12 protein-coding genes are annotated in these 16,533 nt (G+C 44.3%); 5 read left to right on the top strand and 7 right to left on the bottom strand.

Going from position 1 to position 16,533, the window contains the following annotated elements:
* Positions 1 to 58: 58 nt before the first annotated feature.
* Positions 59 to 1,585, bottom strand: a complete 1,527-nt coding sequence (locus tag EES38_RS20325; RefSeq protein WP_124939057.1) for a YifB family Mg chelatase-like AAA ATPase — start codon at positions 1,583 to 1,585, stop codon at positions 59 to 61.
* 478 nt (positions 1,586 to 2,063) lie between these two features.
* Here EES38_RS20325 and ilvG point away from each other — a divergent pair, with 478 nt between their 5' ends.
* Genes ilvG through ilvA form a run of 4 tightly spaced genes read left to right on the top strand, consistent with a single transcriptional unit; the run spans position 2,064 to position 7,399 of the window.
* Entirely contained in the window at positions 2,064 to 3,710 is a 1,647-nt protein-coding gene (gene ilvG, locus EES38_RS20320; RefSeq protein ID WP_124939056.1) for an acetolactate synthase 2 catalytic subunit, read from the top strand.
* Positions 3,711 to 3,721: 11 nt separating this feature from the next.
* Positions 3,722 to 4,006 (top strand): acetolactate synthase 2 small subunit, encoded by a 285-nt coding sequence (gene ilvM / locus EES38_RS20315; protein ID WP_124939055.1) that lies wholly within the window; start codon positions 3,722 to 3,724, stop codon positions 4,004 to 4,006.
* Positions 4,007 to 4,024: 18 nt separating this feature from the next.
* Positions 4,025 to 5,866: a dihydroxy-acid dehydratase gene (gene ilvD, locus EES38_RS20310; protein ID WP_124939054.1), complete on the top strand. Its 1,842-nt coding sequence runs from the start codon at positions 4,025 to 4,027 to the stop codon at positions 5,864 to 5,866.
* A gap of 3 nt (positions 5,867 to 5,869) precedes the next feature.
* Positions 5,870 to 7,399: a threonine ammonia-lyase, biosynthetic gene (gene ilvA, locus EES38_RS20305; RefSeq protein ID WP_124939053.1), complete on the top strand. Its 1,530-nt coding sequence runs from the start codon at positions 5,870 to 5,872 to the stop codon at positions 7,397 to 7,399.
* Between the two features lie 47 nt (positions 7,400 to 7,446).
* Here ilvA and EES38_RS20300 read toward each other — a convergent pair whose 3' ends face one another.
* From EES38_RS20300 to EES38_RS20290, 3 genes are all read right to left on the bottom strand, one after another.
* On the bottom strand, positions 7,447 to 8,160 hold the full coding sequence (locus EES38_RS20300) for a 3'-5' exonuclease (protein ID WP_124939052.1): 714 nt from the start codon (positions 8,158 to 8,160) through the stop codon (positions 7,447 to 7,449).
* Position 8,161: 1 nt separating this feature from the next.
* A complete protein-coding gene (locus EES38_RS20295; RefSeq protein ID WP_124939051.1) occupies positions 8,162 to 10,015 on the bottom strand; it encodes a DUF294 nucleotidyltransferase-like domain-containing protein in 1,854 nt (617 codons plus the stop codon).
* A 66-nt stretch (positions 10,016 to 10,081) separates the two neighbouring features.
* Complete coding sequence (locus tag EES38_RS20290; RefSeq protein WP_243694236.1) at positions 10,082 to 11,716, bottom strand: sodium/sugar symporter; 1,635 nt, start codon at positions 11,714 to 11,716, stop codon at positions 10,082 to 10,084.
* 452 nt (positions 11,717 to 12,168) lie between these two features.
* Here EES38_RS20290 and EES38_RS20285 point away from each other — a divergent pair, with 452 nt between their 5' ends.
* Positions 12,169 to 13,173, top strand: coding sequence for a substrate-binding domain-containing protein (locus tag EES38_RS20285; protein WP_124939050.1), 1,005 nt, complete (start codon positions 12,169 to 12,171; stop codon positions 13,171 to 13,173).
* Between the two features lie 13 nt (positions 13,174 to 13,186).
* Here EES38_RS20285 and galM read toward each other — a convergent pair whose 3' ends face one another.
* The 3 genes from galM to EES38_RS20270 are packed head-to-tail and all read right to left on the bottom strand — an operon-like array spanning position 13,187 to position 16,515.
* Complete coding sequence (gene galM / locus EES38_RS20280; protein WP_243694235.1) at positions 13,187 to 14,257, bottom strand: galactose-1-epimerase; 1,071 nt, start codon at positions 14,255 to 14,257, stop codon at positions 13,187 to 13,189.
* Between the two features lie 17 nt (positions 14,258 to 14,274).
* The gene (gene galK / locus EES38_RS20275; protein ID WP_124939049.1) at positions 14,275 to 15,429 is read right to left on the bottom strand and encodes a galactokinase; all 1,155 of its coding nucleotides are present in this window, start codon (positions 15,427 to 15,429) and stop codon (positions 14,275 to 14,277) included.
* Between the two features lie 33 nt (positions 15,430 to 15,462).
* Entirely contained in the window at positions 15,463 to 16,515 is a 1,053-nt protein-coding gene (locus EES38_RS20270) for a UDP-glucose--hexose-1-phosphate uridylyltransferase (protein WP_124939048.1), read from the bottom strand.
* Between the last annotated feature and the right edge of the window lie 18 nt (positions 16,516 to 16,533).

Here is a 16,533-nt window from a genome sequence, read left to right as displayed (position 1 = left end):
GGCTGCATTATACAAATAACATGAGGATATAACATAACCAGTTATCTCATTAGTTTATCTAAATCATCTGGTTTGTGATTTCCCTTAATAAACGATCCATTGCTCGATAGCCAAGAGCTTCCGCTAAATGACGTCGGGATATGTGTTCCTCACTCGCCAGATCAGCAATCGTGCGAGCGACTTTGATAATCCGGTGATACGCGCGAATAGACAAACCCAGAGTATGTAAGGCATTTTCGAGAAACTCTGCATCTTCTGGAACAAGGGGACAATAAGTTTCTATTTCTCGGCTTCCCAGTAACGCATTAATTTTCTTACTGCGTTGCAGCATCCGTTCTCGAGCGGAAAGCACTCTCGCTTTCACTTGCGCCGTGGTTTCTCCACGCTCCCCTCCCTGAGATAGCGTGCCCTTGGGTAAGGCTGGAATTTCTATCGACATATCGAATCGGTCCAACAATGGTCCTGATAGCCGTCCTAAATAACGTAGAATCATCTGTGGATTGGTTCTTGACTGCTCCCCTTCATAATATCCGGTAGGACTAGGATTCAAGGCACCAACTAGTTGAAATCGCGCGGGGAAACGGGTCTTACCCTGAGCTCTAGAAATAATGATTTCGCCTGACTCAAGCGGTTCACGTAGGGAATCGAGGACTTTTCTCTCAAATTCGGGCATTTCATCAAGAAACAATAAGCCATTGTGCGCCAGTGAGATCTCACCAGGCCTCGGGATTGACCCTCCACCAACAAGTGCCGCCATAGAACTTGAATGATGAGGTGCTCTGAACGGTCTATTTTTCCAATTTTTCTGATTGATATCTTGTTGAACGAGCGACGCAACAGCAGCTGTTTCCATCGCTTCATCGTCACTCATATCCGGTAATAGGTCGCACATTCTTGAAGCCAACATGGTTTTTCCTGTTCCTGGAGGTCCAAGAAATAGAACATTGTGTCCACCAGCAGCGGCAATTTCTAACGCTCTTTTTCCTTGCTGCTGCCCGATAATATCCTGAAGATCTCGCTCAGGGTTAACATCAGACTCAGCGACAGGAGGTTCACGATGAAGTCCAAGTGTATATTCTCCAAATAGGGCTCGACACACCTGAATCAGAGATTCAGCGGATTTGTGCTGCTCCGGCCCTACTAATGCTGACTGATCGCCATTCTCCTTCGGCACAATAAGACATCGCGATAACTTACTTGCCGCCAACGCAGCAGGGATGACACCTTTTACGGGGCGTAGTTCTCCTGACAATGCCAACTCACCGAGAAACTCATACTCTGACAGCTTATCTTCCGGAAGTTGTTCTGAGGCTGCTAATATGCCCAGAGCAATCGGTAAATCAAAACGCCCGCCTTCTTTAGGCAAATCAGCGGGAGCTAAGTTGACCGTGATACGTTTTGACGGGAATTCAAAGCCAGAGTGAATAATCGCACTTCTCACCCGATCTCTTGATTCCTTTACCGTTGTTTCGGGTAACCCAACTAGATTAAATCCCGGCATTCCCCGACTGATGTATACCTCGACAGTCACTTCCGGTGCTTCCACCCCAACCGTCGCCCGACTATGGACTATAGCTAAACTCATCTTTGACCTTTGTTATTGATTACAAAGCATTCACATGCGATATAAATGTGAGTTATTCGTTAGGTATACAGATATAACGGCTTGTTGGAATGCAATAATATGAAAAAAGAATGAGTTTTTACTTGTCATCTAACAGATATATGTGATACCACTAGGGACGGAGAATATTTCATCACATATAACACAATTTTCGTATTATGATTAAAAACGTCCTATCTCTGATTAGCCTGATTATCGTCGTGGTCATTATTGATTCCGCGCGGGGGCTAATGGACGAAAAATAAACAAAAGATTCTAAAAACCCCCGCACTGAAAAGTCCGGGGGTTTTTTTTACAGTAATACAAAATACAGACTATAAAAGCGCTAACCACTCTGAAAGAGTTAAAAGCAGGAAGAATGGGAGTAGCACATAATGTGCAAACACAACGCAACACAATATAATCGCAGCACGATGTATCGCTGCACGGGAGGGTTACGATGAATGGAGCACAGCTCGTCGTAGCAGCGCTGAAGCAACAAGGTATCAAAACAATTTTTGGTTATCCTGGTGGCGCTATCATGCCTATCTACGATGCCCTTTATGACGGCGGTGTAGAGCATATTTTATGTCGTCACGAACAAGGTGCTGCTATGGCGGCGATTGGTATGGCTAGAGCGACTCAGGATGTCGCGGTCTGTATGGCAACATCAGGTCCAGGTGCGACAAACTTAGTCACAGGTCTTGCAGATGCTTTCCTTGATTCAGTTCCACTAGTCGCGATAACAGGGCAGGTTGCCAGCCCACTGATCGGTACCGATGCATTTCAGGAAATGGACGTTATCGGTATGTCACTCTCCTGTACCAAACACAGTTACCTCGTTACCGATATTAACGAATTAGCACCCACACTTGCCGAAGCATTTGAAGTGGCAAAAACAGGTCGCCCAGGTCCGGTTATCGTTGATATCGCTAAAGATGTACAACTTGCCCAAGCTCCTGTTACCAATCTACCATCATTTACTCCACCAGCTATTCCAACCGTCAACTCGCAAGAACTTGAAAAAGCTCAGCAAATGTTGAGTGCCGCTAAACGCCCTGTTTTATACGTTGGTGGTGGTGTTCAACTGGCTCATGCAACGGATACTGTACGTGAATTTCTGCGTCTAAACCCAATGCCTTCGGTTAGTACCCTGAAAGGGCTTGGCACAATTGATCGACATAATCCGTACTATCTTGGCATGCTTGGAATGCACGGTACCAAAGCGGCAAACTTGGTTGTTCAGGAAAGCGATCTTCTGATCGCTGTAGGTGCTCGCTTTGATGACCGAGTAACAGGAAAGCTGGATACGTTTGCGCCACACGCAAAAATAATTCATATCGATATCGATGCGGCTGAATTTAATAAATTACGTCGAGCAAATGCGGCACTGCGTGGCGACGTGAATGTTATTCTTCCTCAGTTAGAGATGAATCATGATATTTCACCATGGAATCACCACAGTGAAAGCTTGAGAGATGGATTTAAATGGCGTTATGATCACCCGGGTCAACCTATCTACGCTCCATTACTGCTAAAACAACTCTCAGATATGATGCCTGACAGCTCAGTAGTATCGACAGATGTGGGTCAACACCAAATGTGGGCTGCGCAACATATACAGCCAAGAGATCCACAGAATTTTATTTCATCAGCAGGTCTGGGCACGATGGGATTCGGTTTACCTGCAGCGATGGGGGCAGCAGTTGCCCGCCCAGATGATCAGTCAATTCTGATCTCTGGTGATGGCTCGTTCATGATGAATGTTCAAGAACTTGGCACACTAAAACGTCGCCAAATCCCGGTTAAAATGGTGCTATTAAACAACCAAAGACTGGGCATGGTACGTCAATGGCAATCGTTGTTCTTTGATGGCCGCCATAGTGAGACCATTCTGGATGATAACCCCGACTTTGTGATGCTGGCACAGGCCTTTGGTATTCCAGGAAAAACCATCACAACGAAAGCTGAGGTGGAACCTGCACTAAAAGAGATGCTAGAAAGTAAAACTGCCTATATGCTTCACGTCGTTATCGATGAAGAAGAAAATGTATGGCCTCTCGTACCACCAGGCGCGTCAAATAATGACATGTTGGAAAACACCTAGGAGAAACAGTAATGGATAGATATCTTCTCGACATCAAAGCTGACGACAAGCCCGTTCTCCTAGAACGAGTACTTCGTGTTGTGAGACACCGCGGATTCGTAATCAAACAAGTTGCGGCGACCCAAAATCATGCCAGCAAAATCGCGAGTGTCGAAATTATCGTAGATAGTGACAGACCTATCTCGACATTAATTAATCAGATTGAAAAATTATGGGATGTTCAGACTGTTGATGTAACCAAAATCAATAGTAATGAATTACCCAACAATAATTTGCAGCAAAAAATTTGCGCTTAAGGATAAGGATTTAAAAGAATGCCTAAATATCGTTCGGCAACGACAACCCATGGACGCAACATGGCTGGTGCACGCGCATTGTGGCGTGCAACCGGCGTAAAAGATGATGACTTTGGTAAGCCAATCATCGCCGTAGTGAACTCATTCACACAGTTTGTTCCTGGTCACGTGCACCTTAAAGACCTCGGCCAGCTTGTCGCACAAGAAATTGAAGCGGCAGGTGGTATCGCAAAAGAATTCAATACCATCGCAGTAGATGATGGTATCGCCATGGGCCACGGCGGTATGCTTTACTCGCTTCCATCACGTGAGCTTATCGCGGACTCAGTTGAATACATGGTTAATGCCCACTGTGCAGATGCAATGGTATGTATTTCCAACTGTGACAAAATTACTCCGGGAATGCTGATGGCGTCTATGCGTCTGAATATCCCTGTCATTTTTGTTTCTGGTGGCCCAATGGAAGCAGGTAAAACCAAGCTTTCTGACCAAATCATCAAGCTAGACTTGGTTGATGCTATGATTCAGGGTGCGGATCCAAAAGTTTCTGATGAACAAAGTGAGCAAGTGGAACGTTCAGCATGTCCAACATGTGGTTCATGTTCAGGTATGTTTACCGCTAACTCAATGAACTGTCTAACAGAAGCTTTAGGTCTATCTCAACCAGGTAACGGTTCTTTACTAGCAACTCACGCCGATCGTAAAACCTTATTCGTTAACGCAGGTAAACGTATTGTTGAATTAACAAAACGCTACTATGAGCAAGATGATGCAACCGCTCTACCTCGCAACATAGCGACTAAAGATGCCTTCGAAAACGCGATGGCACTTGATATCGCTATGGGTGGCTCAACCAATACGGTTTTACACCTTCTTGCTGCGGCACAAGAAGGCGAAGTTGATTTTACGATGGAAGATATCGACCGCATGTCTCGTCGTGTTCCTCACCTATGTAAAGTGGCACCATCCACTCAGAAATACCACATGGAAGACGTGCACCGTGCCGGTGGCGTAATGGGGATTCTTGGTGAACTAAACCGTGCAGGCTTAATTCATAATGAGACTCGCACTGTGCTGGGTCTGTCTATGGATGAGCAGCTAGCGCAATACGATGTCACACTCACTGACTCTCAAGAAATCAAAGATTTCTACCGCGCAGGTCCTGCAGGTATCCGTACTACTCAGGCCTTCTCTCAAGACTGTCGCTGGGACACATTAGATGACGACCGTAAAGAAGGCTGTATCCGTACTAAAGAAAACGCTTATAGTCAGGACGGGGGACTTGCTGTTCTAACTGGTAATATCGCACTGGACGGATGTATCGTTAAAACCGCTGGCGTTGATGCAAGCATTCTTAAATTCCAAGGACCCGCAATTGTCTTTGAAAGTCAGGAAGATGCCGTCGACGGTATTCTCGGCGGCAAAGTAAAAGCTGGCCATGTCGTGATTATTCGTTATGAAGGACCAAAAGGTGGTCCGGGTATGCAAGAGATGCTCTACCCTACAACGTATCTAAAATCGATGGGCATTGGTAAAGAGTGTGCTCTATTAACCGATGGTCGCTTCTCTGGTGGTACATCCGGTCTATCTATCGGCCACGCGTCTCCTGAAGCCGCAAATGGTGGTGCGATTGGTCTGGTTAAAGACAATGATATCATCACTATTGATATCCCAGGACGCAGCATCACTCTTGATGTGTCCGACGAAGAACTCGCTCAGCGTCGCGCAAAACAAGACGAATTAGGCTGGAAACCAGCTAATCGCCAACGTGAAGTGTCATTCGCTCTGAAAGCGTATGCCAGCATGGCAACCAGTGCTGACAAAGGCGCAGTAAGAGATAAATCTAAGCTAGAGGGCTAGCTTATGACTGAACAAATCAAAACCGGCGCAGATTACCTGCGCCAGGTCTTACGAGCTCCCGTCTATGAAGTGGCTAACGTCACTCCACTACAAGATATGCCAACGCTGTCAGAACGCATTGGTAACCGAGTTCAATTGAAGCGCGAAGATCGCCAGCCAGTCCACTCTTTTAAACTAAGAGGGGCTTACAATATGGTTTCATCTTTGACGGAAGACCAGAAAAAAGCAGGTGTGATAGCAGCATCAGCTGGTAACCATGCTCAGGGTATGGCTCTGTCTGGTACACGTTTAGGTATTAAAACAACGATTGTAATGCCGAAAACAACCCCAGCAATCAAAGTCGATGCTGTACGTGGTTTTGGCGGCGAAGTGGTTCTGTATGGTTCCAACTTCGATGAAGCAAAAGCAGAAGCAGAGCGACTTGCGAAAGAATACAACTACACCTTCGTTCCCCCATTCGATCATCCTCTAGTCATTGCAGGTCAGGGGACGATTGGCATGGAAATGCTACAGCAAAATGGTCATCTGGATTACATATTTCTTCCTGTCGGCGGTGGCGGTCTCGCTGCTGGTGTCGCTGTACTGGTGAAACAACTGATGCCTGAAGTTCAGGTCATCGCGGTAGAACCAGAAGACTCTTGCTGCCTGAAAGCGGCTCTCGATGCTGGTGAACCTGTTGTTCTCGACCAAGTCAGTATGTTTGCAGATGGTGTTGCCGTAAAACGGATTGGTGATGAAACATTCCGTCTTTGCCAGCAGTATATTGATGGCCACATTTGTGTCTCCAGCGACGAAATCTGTGCCGCAGTAAAAGATATTTTTGAGGATACCCGCGCCATTGCTGAACCTTCAGGTGCATTAGCCTTAGCTGGTCTGAAAAAGTTTGCTCAGGTGAATGAACTTAAAGGCAAACAACTGGGTACCGTGCTGTCTGGTGCAAATACGAACTTCCATGGTTTGCGCTATGTATCTGAACGATGCGAGCTGGGTGAAAAGCGTGAAGGCTTATTGGCTGTCACTATCCCAGAACGTAAAGGTGCATTCTTCGAATTCTGTCAGATCGTTGGTGGTCGTGCGGTAACCGAGTTCAATTACCGTTACAACAGCGATGAGTTGGCCAATATTTTCGTTGGTCTACGGTTGATGGGTGGCAAGGAAGAGCTTAATCAGATCATTCAGGACCTGCGTAAAGCAGGCTATCCGGTAGTCGACCTCTCAGGTGACGAAATGGCGAAACAGCACATTCGTTATATGATTGGTGGTAAACCATCGAAGAAACTCAAAGAACGTTTGTATGCTTTTGAATTTCCTGAATATCCAGGTGCTCTGCTGAAATTCCTCAGCACACTAGGAACCCATTGGAATATCAGTCTCTTCAATTACCGTAACCACGGTGCAGACTACGGTCGAGTACTATGTGGTTTTGAATTGAATGATGATGATTTGTCTCGTTTCTCCGCTCACTTAGTCGAGCTTGGCTATAGCTACAAAGACGAAACCAACAACCCTGCGTATCAGTTTTTCCTTTCCTAACGCAAAATATCGAGTAAAGGCAATGTGTTCAGCATTGCCTTTCATTTTTAAGAAACCAAATCGTATACCTTACCAAAACAAGACGGATCCTTGCCAAACACAATCTTCATCTGCGCTAAAAACAGCTCCGCGGTTGCAATCGCATCGACGAGTGCATTGTGAGCTGTATACGTCGGTAATCCGTACCTTTCTCGGGTCGAGCTTAAGCGCCAATCATGCTCAGACAAAGAACGCTTTAATAGTTGGTAGCGGGCCTTTTCAATATGAAGCGTATCCAGCCACAATATAGGTAGCGGAGGGATTTGATAATGCTGCTGAATGTAGTGATTGAAAAATTGCTCTTCGATAACCGTTCCGTGGACCAATAGCAGTTTATTTTGCATGATGTGGCACAAGCGAGCAAAAGCGTCATCTTCAGAAATTCCGTTCTGAGACAGCTCCTGAGGAAGTAACTGATGAATTTTTATACTTTCGGAAACGGGTGAATGCCCATCAGGATTGATGAGTAGGTGACGTGCAGTTTCCAGCTTAATAACACCAGTTTCTATCACGACCCACCCCATACTTAAGATTCGATCTTGTTGTGCTGAAAAGCCAGTTGTCTCAAAATCCAGCGCCAAGATATCCAACTGCCAAATATCCGTATCCAGATCTAACTCAGGCTTGAGTGCCATAGGCTTAAGATAGTCAGGTAATGACTCATGTGGATACAGCTTACGTTGATTAAGCCATTTTTGGGTTGGAGATTGAAACCAAGCCATGCTAAACACCAAACTTCATTTTGATTGCATCTTGAAAGCCACTAATAATACGAAATGCATCTTTGAGATGCTGGCGGTCGAAACTGCTAATATCATTAGGATCCAGTTCGTTAGATACCTCTCTACCACTGCGCAGACAGTTAAGGTGATGTCCATATCGGAGCTGATTCAGAAAGCGGTAGGTGCCGAGTAAGTCCATCGCCGAATGCTCATTGATGGCATCGTTTTCTCTGGCAAAACGAATTCGATCCTCTGTGTTTAATGTATGACCGCCATTGAACAACGTATATATCCTGGCTAAATCGACTAAACTCCCAATTGCAGCCTTCTTAATGTTTAGGATGCGCTCATTATTCCCATTTTTAGACAGCACGACATTATTGAAAATGCCCAAAGGCGGTCGCACGCGCAGAGTATTCCTAACCAGAGCAACCATTAATCCACGATTACCAGTAACCTGCTTGAGTCGAAATGCGTCTAACTGCTGAAAAAGCGCTTCATCGCCATACACAGGTCGAATATCAAGAAAAACCGTCAGATTTAGCAACATTTCATACTCAGGATTCATAGCCCATTTTCGATAATATTGCTGCCAGACGTTAAGGCTCTGGCACCACCGAGGTACAGCAGCCATAAATCGACCACTGCATAAGCTGTACCCACAGCGATCCAACCCTTTACAGACATACATAGCAAAATGATGGAAATAGGCTTTATCGCTTTCTGTAGCATCATCTGCGAGCACTAACGCATTATCCTGATCCGAGCCAAGATGAATCTCATTTCGCGCATGAGAACCCGCAGCCATCCATAAATAAGAGCAGGGTGGAGTACCAAACACAAGCTCGGCTAACGCAATTAGCCTCTTAGTAAATGCATCGTAAATCATACTCATAACCTGACCAATAATTTGTGCAGGTATGTCGCTTTCCGCCATTGCTTCAAATATTGCCTGTCGCTCAAGGACTAAATCAGCTAGAGCATCAATATTCACGGCATGACTCACCTTTTCAATCAAGAAAACCGCCTGAATACTGTGTTTATGAATAAGCTGCTGTGGTGTAATCAGCCCTACAACGCGATCGTGGTTATCCAATACTGGGATATTTTGAATTTTATATTGCATCATCAACTGCATTGCTGCGAGAACCAACTCGTCATCGTGAACAGTATGAGGATTGTTTGTCATCACTGTTGTAATCGGTAATGAAGTATCAACTCCCAATGCCACAACGCGCTTGGTCATGTCTTTATCGGTCACCATTCCGAGTAGCTCATCTCCATCGACGATAACGCAACAGGAACATGCTTTTTCATGGCGCATAAGAAACGCCACCTCACGAATGGTCATATTCGCTGTAGCAATCGCAATATTATGGCTGGCGATGTTACCAATATTTTGAAAGAAAACGCCCTTTTCTCTTTGAGAGTACTTAACGGTTACGCTGGAGTTCAAACGCTGACTCGCACTAAGCGCAAGTTGCTCTGCCACAAGAGGAAAATCAGCCACACAACGAAGTACCGCAATATAATCCAGACGGTAGAGAAGAGTGTTTTCGATCGCATTGACCTGATAAGCATCCCCCTCAGGACTCCCCAAACTAAAACCAAAGATGTCATTGGCTCCCTGGCGTGAACGAAGAGTCCCATCCATCAGTCTTTGCTCTACGGCCCCGCTCCGGACTAGATATAAGTAATGTTTTTCATCTCTGTTGGTCTGTAAGCAGTCGCCATTGGCTAAATAAAGAATGTCACACTCTGCTGCTATCGCATCGAGAATGTCTTCCGAAAGCAGATGAAACGGTTCGATTAACTTTAAAAATGACACCACATTAGGGAGTAACGTATCGTCCATAGGTATGCTCCGCCTTTTTGAAAAACAAAAAAAGCCCCTCGAAGGGGCTTTTCACAGAATGGTCAATTACCAGAACAATGTATATAGCACCGCCAGAACAACCATGATGCCATAAGATGCAATATTAAAACCTTTATCTGTCGCAAACATCGTTGCCGTCAGGCTAATACCTTTAGGATCGTCATCATTCTCTGACGAGCTTAAACTGGTGAAAGCAATCACAGCCATGGTCACCAACAGGGTGTACAGCATCTGATCCATAAATGGCATATTCAGTGGCATAAACTTAAGGAATAGTGCGAACGGAATAGAAACAATCACACCCGTGATAGCCCCTTTACTGGTGGTTTTCTTCCAGAAAAGTCCCATCAGGAACACCGCCAGAATGCCAGGACTTACAAGCCCCGTATATTCTTGAATATATTGGAATGCCTGACCAATATTGCCGAGCATTGGCGCGACCAAACAAGCAATAACAAGCGCTGTAATTGCCGCAATACGACCGACATTAACTAGCTTGTAATCCCCCGCTTGTGGTGCAATGTATTCTTTGTAAATGTCCATCGTAAAGATCGTTGCCGTAGAGTTCAGCATAGATGCAAGTGACGATACGATCGCAGCCGCCAGCGCCGCAAACACTATACCTTTAATTCCAACAGGCAGGAATTGCGTCAACCAAGGGTACGCTTTATCAGCGTGAGCCGCACTTGGCATATTATTCATTGCCGCATCGCTTAATCCTGCCATCAAATCGGGATTAGAAGTGATGACATACGCAGCAATACCAGGTAAAACAACCAAAAACGGTACAATCATTTTTAGAAAAGCAGCAAACACGATTCCTTTCTGCGCTTCAGGTACCGACTTCGCCGCAAGCGTTCTCTGAATAATATATTGGTTAAAGCCCCAGTAATAAAGGTTAGCCACCCAAAGACCTCCAACTAAAACCGCAATCCCTGGTAGGTTCATATATTGAGGATTGCTCTGATCCAGAATCATTTCAAAGTGGTCAGGTGCCGCCGCAACCATTTTGGATAAACCCGAGAACCAACCATCCGTACCGCCGATAAAGTCCACAGCCATATAAGTCGTCAGGAAACCACCGAGAACAAGGAAAAATACCTGAATAACATCGGTCCATACCACAGCAGACAATCCACCATAGATAGAATAAACCAGTGCAAATAACGCTAAACCAATAATTGAGTACATCAGAGGAATACCCAAAATTGTTTGTAGCGCTAATCCACCGAGATACAGCACAGAAGTGAGATTGACAAAAATGTACAGTGCGATCCAAAAGACGGCTAAAATTGTTTTTAGTTTTTTGTTGAAACGTTTTTCGACAAACTCAGGAATAGTATAAATTCCTTTGTCGATAAAGATTGGTAGGAAGTATTTACCCACAATAATTAACGTAATTGCAGACATCCATTCATAAGAAGCAATGGCCAATCCAATAGAATAGCCAGAACCAGACATGCCAATAAATTGCTCAGCAGAGATATTCGCAGCAATTAGAGAAGCACCGACCGCCCACCAAGGCAATGATTTACCAGCGAGAAAGTAATCCTCGGTACTTTTTTGTGCGCCCTTTTTATCTCGAGAGACCCAGAGCCCTACCCCAATAATAATGGCGACATAAATGGCAAACACCATTATGTCTATCGCACCTAAACCGTGTTCTATATTCGACATCATTTTGTTCCCGTTGTTTTATGATTTTTGTCGCTCAATTGTAAACGTTTCCATTATTGGATAATGTAATCATGGTCACATCTCGATAAACGCGTTCTGATACACAACCTTTAATCGAGATATTTCCTTTAAAAATGAGAACACCATCGAAGTAATGAAGCAAACCAACATTTGTAAACGATTTCAATCAGATCTTAATCACTATAATTTGTACAACAAAAACATAAATTTATAATGAGTAATTTATTTAAAATTCTAGTTATTAAATGAAAATTGATGATTTTTTCAAAAATGAAACAAAAAAATGAAAACAATTACATTTTTATACGTTCTTTGAGGAGAATCCGACTAGAACAATCAGTATTTTTACGTTTTAGCGCACAGTTACACAATGGAAACGCAAACACTTACAGTAGATAGATTATACTGATGGCGATTCAGAAATGAGGTAGAGCATGTCGACAATTAAAGATGTTGCTAAAGAGGCTGGCGTCTCTATTGCAACAGTATCTCGCGTTATTAATAAGTCCCCACAAGCCAGTCAGGCAGCTATCAAATCGGTGACGGAAGCGATGGGTAAGTTAGGCTATCGCCCTAATGCAGCGGCAAAAGCTCTCGTGAGTCAAAATACCAATACCGTTGGTGTTCTGGTTGGCGACGTATCCGATCCCTTTTTCGGCTCGCTTATTAAAGCCATTGATACCGTTGCACACAAACATGGCAAACATACGTTAATCGGCAATGGTCATCATGATGAGAAACAAGAACGTGAAGCGATTGAGCTGTTGATAAATAACCGATGCGATGCGTTTGTCATTCATTCAAAAGCACTACCCGATGAAGAGTTAATTGCTTACGCCAACGAAGTTAAAAGTATGGTTCTGATTAACCGCCATATTGATGCTATCGCAGATCGCTGTATTTCTCTGGATAATTTTAAAGGAGCATACCTCGCCACTCAGTATTTAATTCGACATGGCCACACCAAGATTGCTTATGCGAGCTCTAATCATGATATTGAGGATACAGCAGAACGGATTGAAGGTTATAAAGCAGCCCTTAGGGATAATGGCATCGAGTTACCAGGAAGCTATATCGATTATGGTTCACCAAGTGGTGAAGGTGGTGAGGAAGCGATGACGAATCTTCTCACTAAATCCGTCGATATGACGGGTATTGTTTGTTACAACGATAATATGGCGGCAGGTATTCTATCCATGGCACATGACAATGGTATCGCAGTACCAGAAAAGCTATCGATCATTGGTTTTGATGATGTTCTGATTGCTCGCTATGTGTATCCTCGCCTGACAACCGTTCGCTATCCAATAGAAATGATGGCCGAAAAAGCGATTACGTTAGCGTTAAAACTGGCAAACGATGAATATGTAGAACCAGAACAGCTGCGATTCTCCCCCACTGTCGTTAGGAGAGAATCTGTGGTAAAGCTAGCCGAATAATAGGCTCGTAGATTTACTTGACGTTGAAAGTATACGTTGTTTTATGTTTATACGGCTCGTTAGCAGCCGTAACCCCCATCCACTCTCCCCACTCAGGATGATTAGGTCCATCAGGTAAATATTGTGTCTCTAACGCAACCGCTGAGTAATTTTCATATTCACCTTCAGGTCCAACGACGCCTTGTAGAAAATTGGCCGTATAAACCTGAACAGCAGGCTTGGTTGTCTTAACCGTCATTTCTAAGCATCCATCAGGGCTCAACAAGGAAATAGCAACGCTTTCTCCATCAGTTTTACTTGGCTCAAGAAGGAAAGCGTGATCAATTCCCCCCGCGATTTTCTGGTCGTCATCCTCCAGGAAACCTTCACCAATCTTTTTACCTGAAGAAAAGTCAAAAACGGTACCTTTGGTTACCTTCAGTTCTCCAGTCGGTAACATGTCGGACTCTGTAGGTAAATAATGAGTAGCATCCATTGTTAAAGAATGCTCAAGACAGCTGGTGAGCACATCAGTACCAGATAAATTAAAGTAGGCATGATTGGTTAAGTTGATCGGACAATCTTTATCAACTGATGCATTATAGTGAATCTCAACAGCGTTATTCTCAGTCAAAACATACTGAACAGTAGCAACAAGTTTACCTGGAAATCCTTGATCACCATCGGCAGAGGTTAAACCAAACGTCACTTTCTGATTCGCTTGATCAATCACTTCCCATCTACGTTTATCAAATCCTTCGATACCACCATGCAGTGCATTAGTGCCTTCATTTTTGGTAACCTGAAATGAAGCGTCATGAATAGAGAAGACTCCGTCTTTTAAACGGTTAGCGAATCGACCCACAACAGCACCTAAAAAAGCAGTCTGTTTTGTATGCTCATCCATATTTTTTGAACGCAGTAAGACTTCACGTTGAGTTCCATTAACGGGAACAGTACAACTTAGCCAAGTGGCACCAATATCCATAAAAGTGGCACTCATCCCATTCGAGTTGGTCAAGTGAATGACTTTTGCAATACCATCATCGTAAGATGGCGACTGTGTCATAGCCTTTGTAATAGATTCACATACAGAGAGGGTCATGTCTTCGCTTCCTTATATTATTTGACCAAGCCAGCTCCATCATGAGCGTGACAAACGTAAATGGTCTCTTTTAATCCGGTTAGTGACTGATATTTTTCGGTGACTGCGGCTTTTACATCATTCACCATGGCGTTTGGAACTAATGCAACGACACAACCACCGAAGCCGCCACCTGTCATTCTCACACCGCCCTGCACACCAATCACGTCTTTCACAATATCTACCAGCGTATCAATTTCTTTTACTGTAATCTCAAAGTCATCTCTCATAGATTGATGAGATTCAGCCATTAATTTTCCCATAACAATCATATCGCCACTACGTAGCGCATCAGCAGCTTCTAATGTTCTGGCATTTTCAGTGATGATGTGTCGTGCACGTTTCGCAACAACATCCGTTAACTCGTGATTACGCAACTCAAACTGTTCAATCGTCAGGTCACGCAAAGCTTTCACCCCAAAATGTAATGCAGCTTCTTCGCATTGAGCGCGTCGAACGTTGTACTCGCTGTCAACCAGACCGCGCTTTTTATTTGAGTTGATGATGACGACAGACATATCGGTAGGCATGCTTACCGCAGATGTTTCTAAACTACGACAATCAATCAGTAGTGCATGATTTTTCTGACCTTCTGCTGAAATTAACTGATCCATTATTCCGCAATTACAGCCAACGAACTGGTTTTCGGCTTGTTGCCCATTTAATGCTAATTCAGCCTGAGTCACTGGCAAGTCATAAAGTTCTTTAAGCGTCTGTCCAATAACGACTTCTAATGCAGCTGACGAACTTAGCCCTGCACCTTGAGGAACGTTACCACTGACCGAAATATCAGCACCGCCGAATTCAAATCCTCGAAGACGAAGAAACTTCACAACACCACGGATATAATTTGCCCACATGGCATCGGTCTTAAATTCGATCTCTTTAGTAAAATCAAATTCATCAATAGCGTTATCATAATCGGCTGCAACGACACGAATGATAGTATCATCGCGCTTTGCTGCAGCCACATTAACCTGATAATCGATCGCACAAGGCAGGACAAAACCATCGTTATAATCGGTATGTTCACCAATCAAGTTAACACGCCCCGGTGCCTGAACTAGATGAGTAGGCTGATAGCCAAGCGTATCAATAAAAGCAGTTTGGACTGTCTGTAAAAGATTCATCATTATGTTCTCATTATCTATGAGCCACAGGGGCTATTATTGTTCTTTGTAGTGGATATCACTTAAGCTGCGTAAACGCCCAGCCGCCTGTTCAGCAGTAAGGTCACGTTGCGTCTCTGCCAACATTTCATATCCAACCATGAATTTGCGTACCGTTGCGCTACGAAGTAATGGTGGATAGAACAGAGCATGCAACTGCCAATGCTCAATATCGGTATCATCTTGGAAAAATGGGGCGTAATGCCACCCCATTGAATACGGGAAAGAACACTGAAACAGATTGTCGTATCGGCTGGTCAACTTTTTCATTGCCACAGCAAGATCGGATTTTTGTTCTTCACTCAATTCACTCATTCTTCGGACATGAGCTTTAGGTAGTAGCATGGTTTCAAATGGCCAGGCCGCCCAATAAGGAACGACTGCCAGCCAATGTTTGGTTTCAACAACAGTCCGTTCACCGCTATTGAGTTCTTCATTAACATAATCAACCAGCAGATTAGTCCCTGACGTTTGGTAATAATCCCTTAAGTTGCGGTCTTTTCGCTCGATCTCGTTTGGAAGGAAGCTGTTAGCCCATATTTGGCCATGTGGGTGAGGCTGAGAACATCCCATTGCTTCCCCCTTATTTTCAAATGCCTGAACCCATATGTAATCTTTACCCAGTTCTTCGATTTGCTGATTCCAGGTATCAATCACGCCACGAATCTGACTGAGAGACAACTCGGGTAGCGTTTTACTGTGATCCGGTGAAAAGCAGATTACCCGGCTAAGACCACGAGCACTTTCACTACGAAATAACGAGCTTCGCAATGGTGGTGCGTCCGGAGTATCTGGTTTCAAAGCAGCAAAATCATTACTGAAAACGAATGTCCCTTGATAATCGGGATTCTTATCGCCAGAAATACGCGTATTAGTAGGACAGAGAAAACATTTTTCATCATATTGAGGAACGACATGCACGGACGGTTTCTCATCTTGGCCACTCCATGGCCGCTTAGCTCTATGAGGCGACACGAGAACCCACTGCCCGGTTAAGGGGTTAAAGCGACGATGAGGATCATCAATAGGATTAAAAGTACGGCTAGACATAATGACTTCACTCACTTA

The organism is Vibrio viridaestus (assembly GCF_003856525.1).
Classification (GTDB): domain Bacteria; phylum Pseudomonadota; class Gammaproteobacteria; order Enterobacterales; family Vibrionaceae; genus Vibrio; species Vibrio viridaestus.
Note: the sequence above shows the minus strand (reverse complement) of the source record. Positions and strands in the feature narration are given on the sequence as shown.

Coding starts and splice junctions, on each gene's coding strand:
- ilvD (WP_124939054.1), top strand. CDS start 4,025: ATGCCTAAATATCGTTCGGCAACGACAACCCATGGACGCAACATGGCT.
- EES38_RS20285 (WP_124939050.1), top strand. CDS start 12,169: ATGTCGACAATTAAAGATGTTGCTAAAGAGGCTGGCGTCTCTATTGCA.
- EES38_RS20290 (WP_243694236.1), bottom strand. CDS start 11,716: ATGATGTCGAATATAGAACACGGTTTAGGTGCGATAGACATAATGGTG.
- EES38_RS20325 (WP_124939057.1), bottom strand. CDS start 1,585: ATGAGTTTAGCTATAGTCCATAGTCGGGCGACGGTTGGGGTGGAAGCA.
- galM (WP_243694235.1), bottom strand. CDS start 14,257: ATGACCCTCTCTGTATGTGAATCTATTACAAAGGCTATGACACAGTCG.
- EES38_RS20295 (WP_124939051.1), bottom strand. CDS start 10,015: ATGGACGATACGTTACTCCCTAATGTGGTGTCATTTTTAAAGTTAATC.
- EES38_RS20270 (WP_124939048.1), bottom strand. CDS start 16,515: ATGTCTAGCCGTACTTTTAATCCTATTGATGATCCTCATCGTCGCTTT.
- galK (WP_124939049.1), bottom strand. CDS start 15,429: ATGATGAATCTTTTACAGACAGTCCAAACTGCTTTTATTGATACGCTT.
- ilvG (WP_124939056.1), top strand. CDS start 2,064: ATGAATGGAGCACAGCTCGTCGTAGCAGCGCTGAAGCAACAAGGTATC.
- ilvA (WP_124939053.1), top strand. CDS start 5,870: ATGACTGAACAAATCAAAACCGGCGCAGATTACCTGCGCCAGGTCTTA.
- EES38_RS20300 (WP_124939052.1), bottom strand. CDS start 8,160: ATGGCTTGGTTTCAATCTCCAACCCAAAAATGGCTTAATCAACGTAAG.
- ilvM (WP_124939055.1), top strand. CDS start 3,722: ATGGATAGATATCTTCTCGACATCAAAGCTGACGACAAGCCCGTTCTC.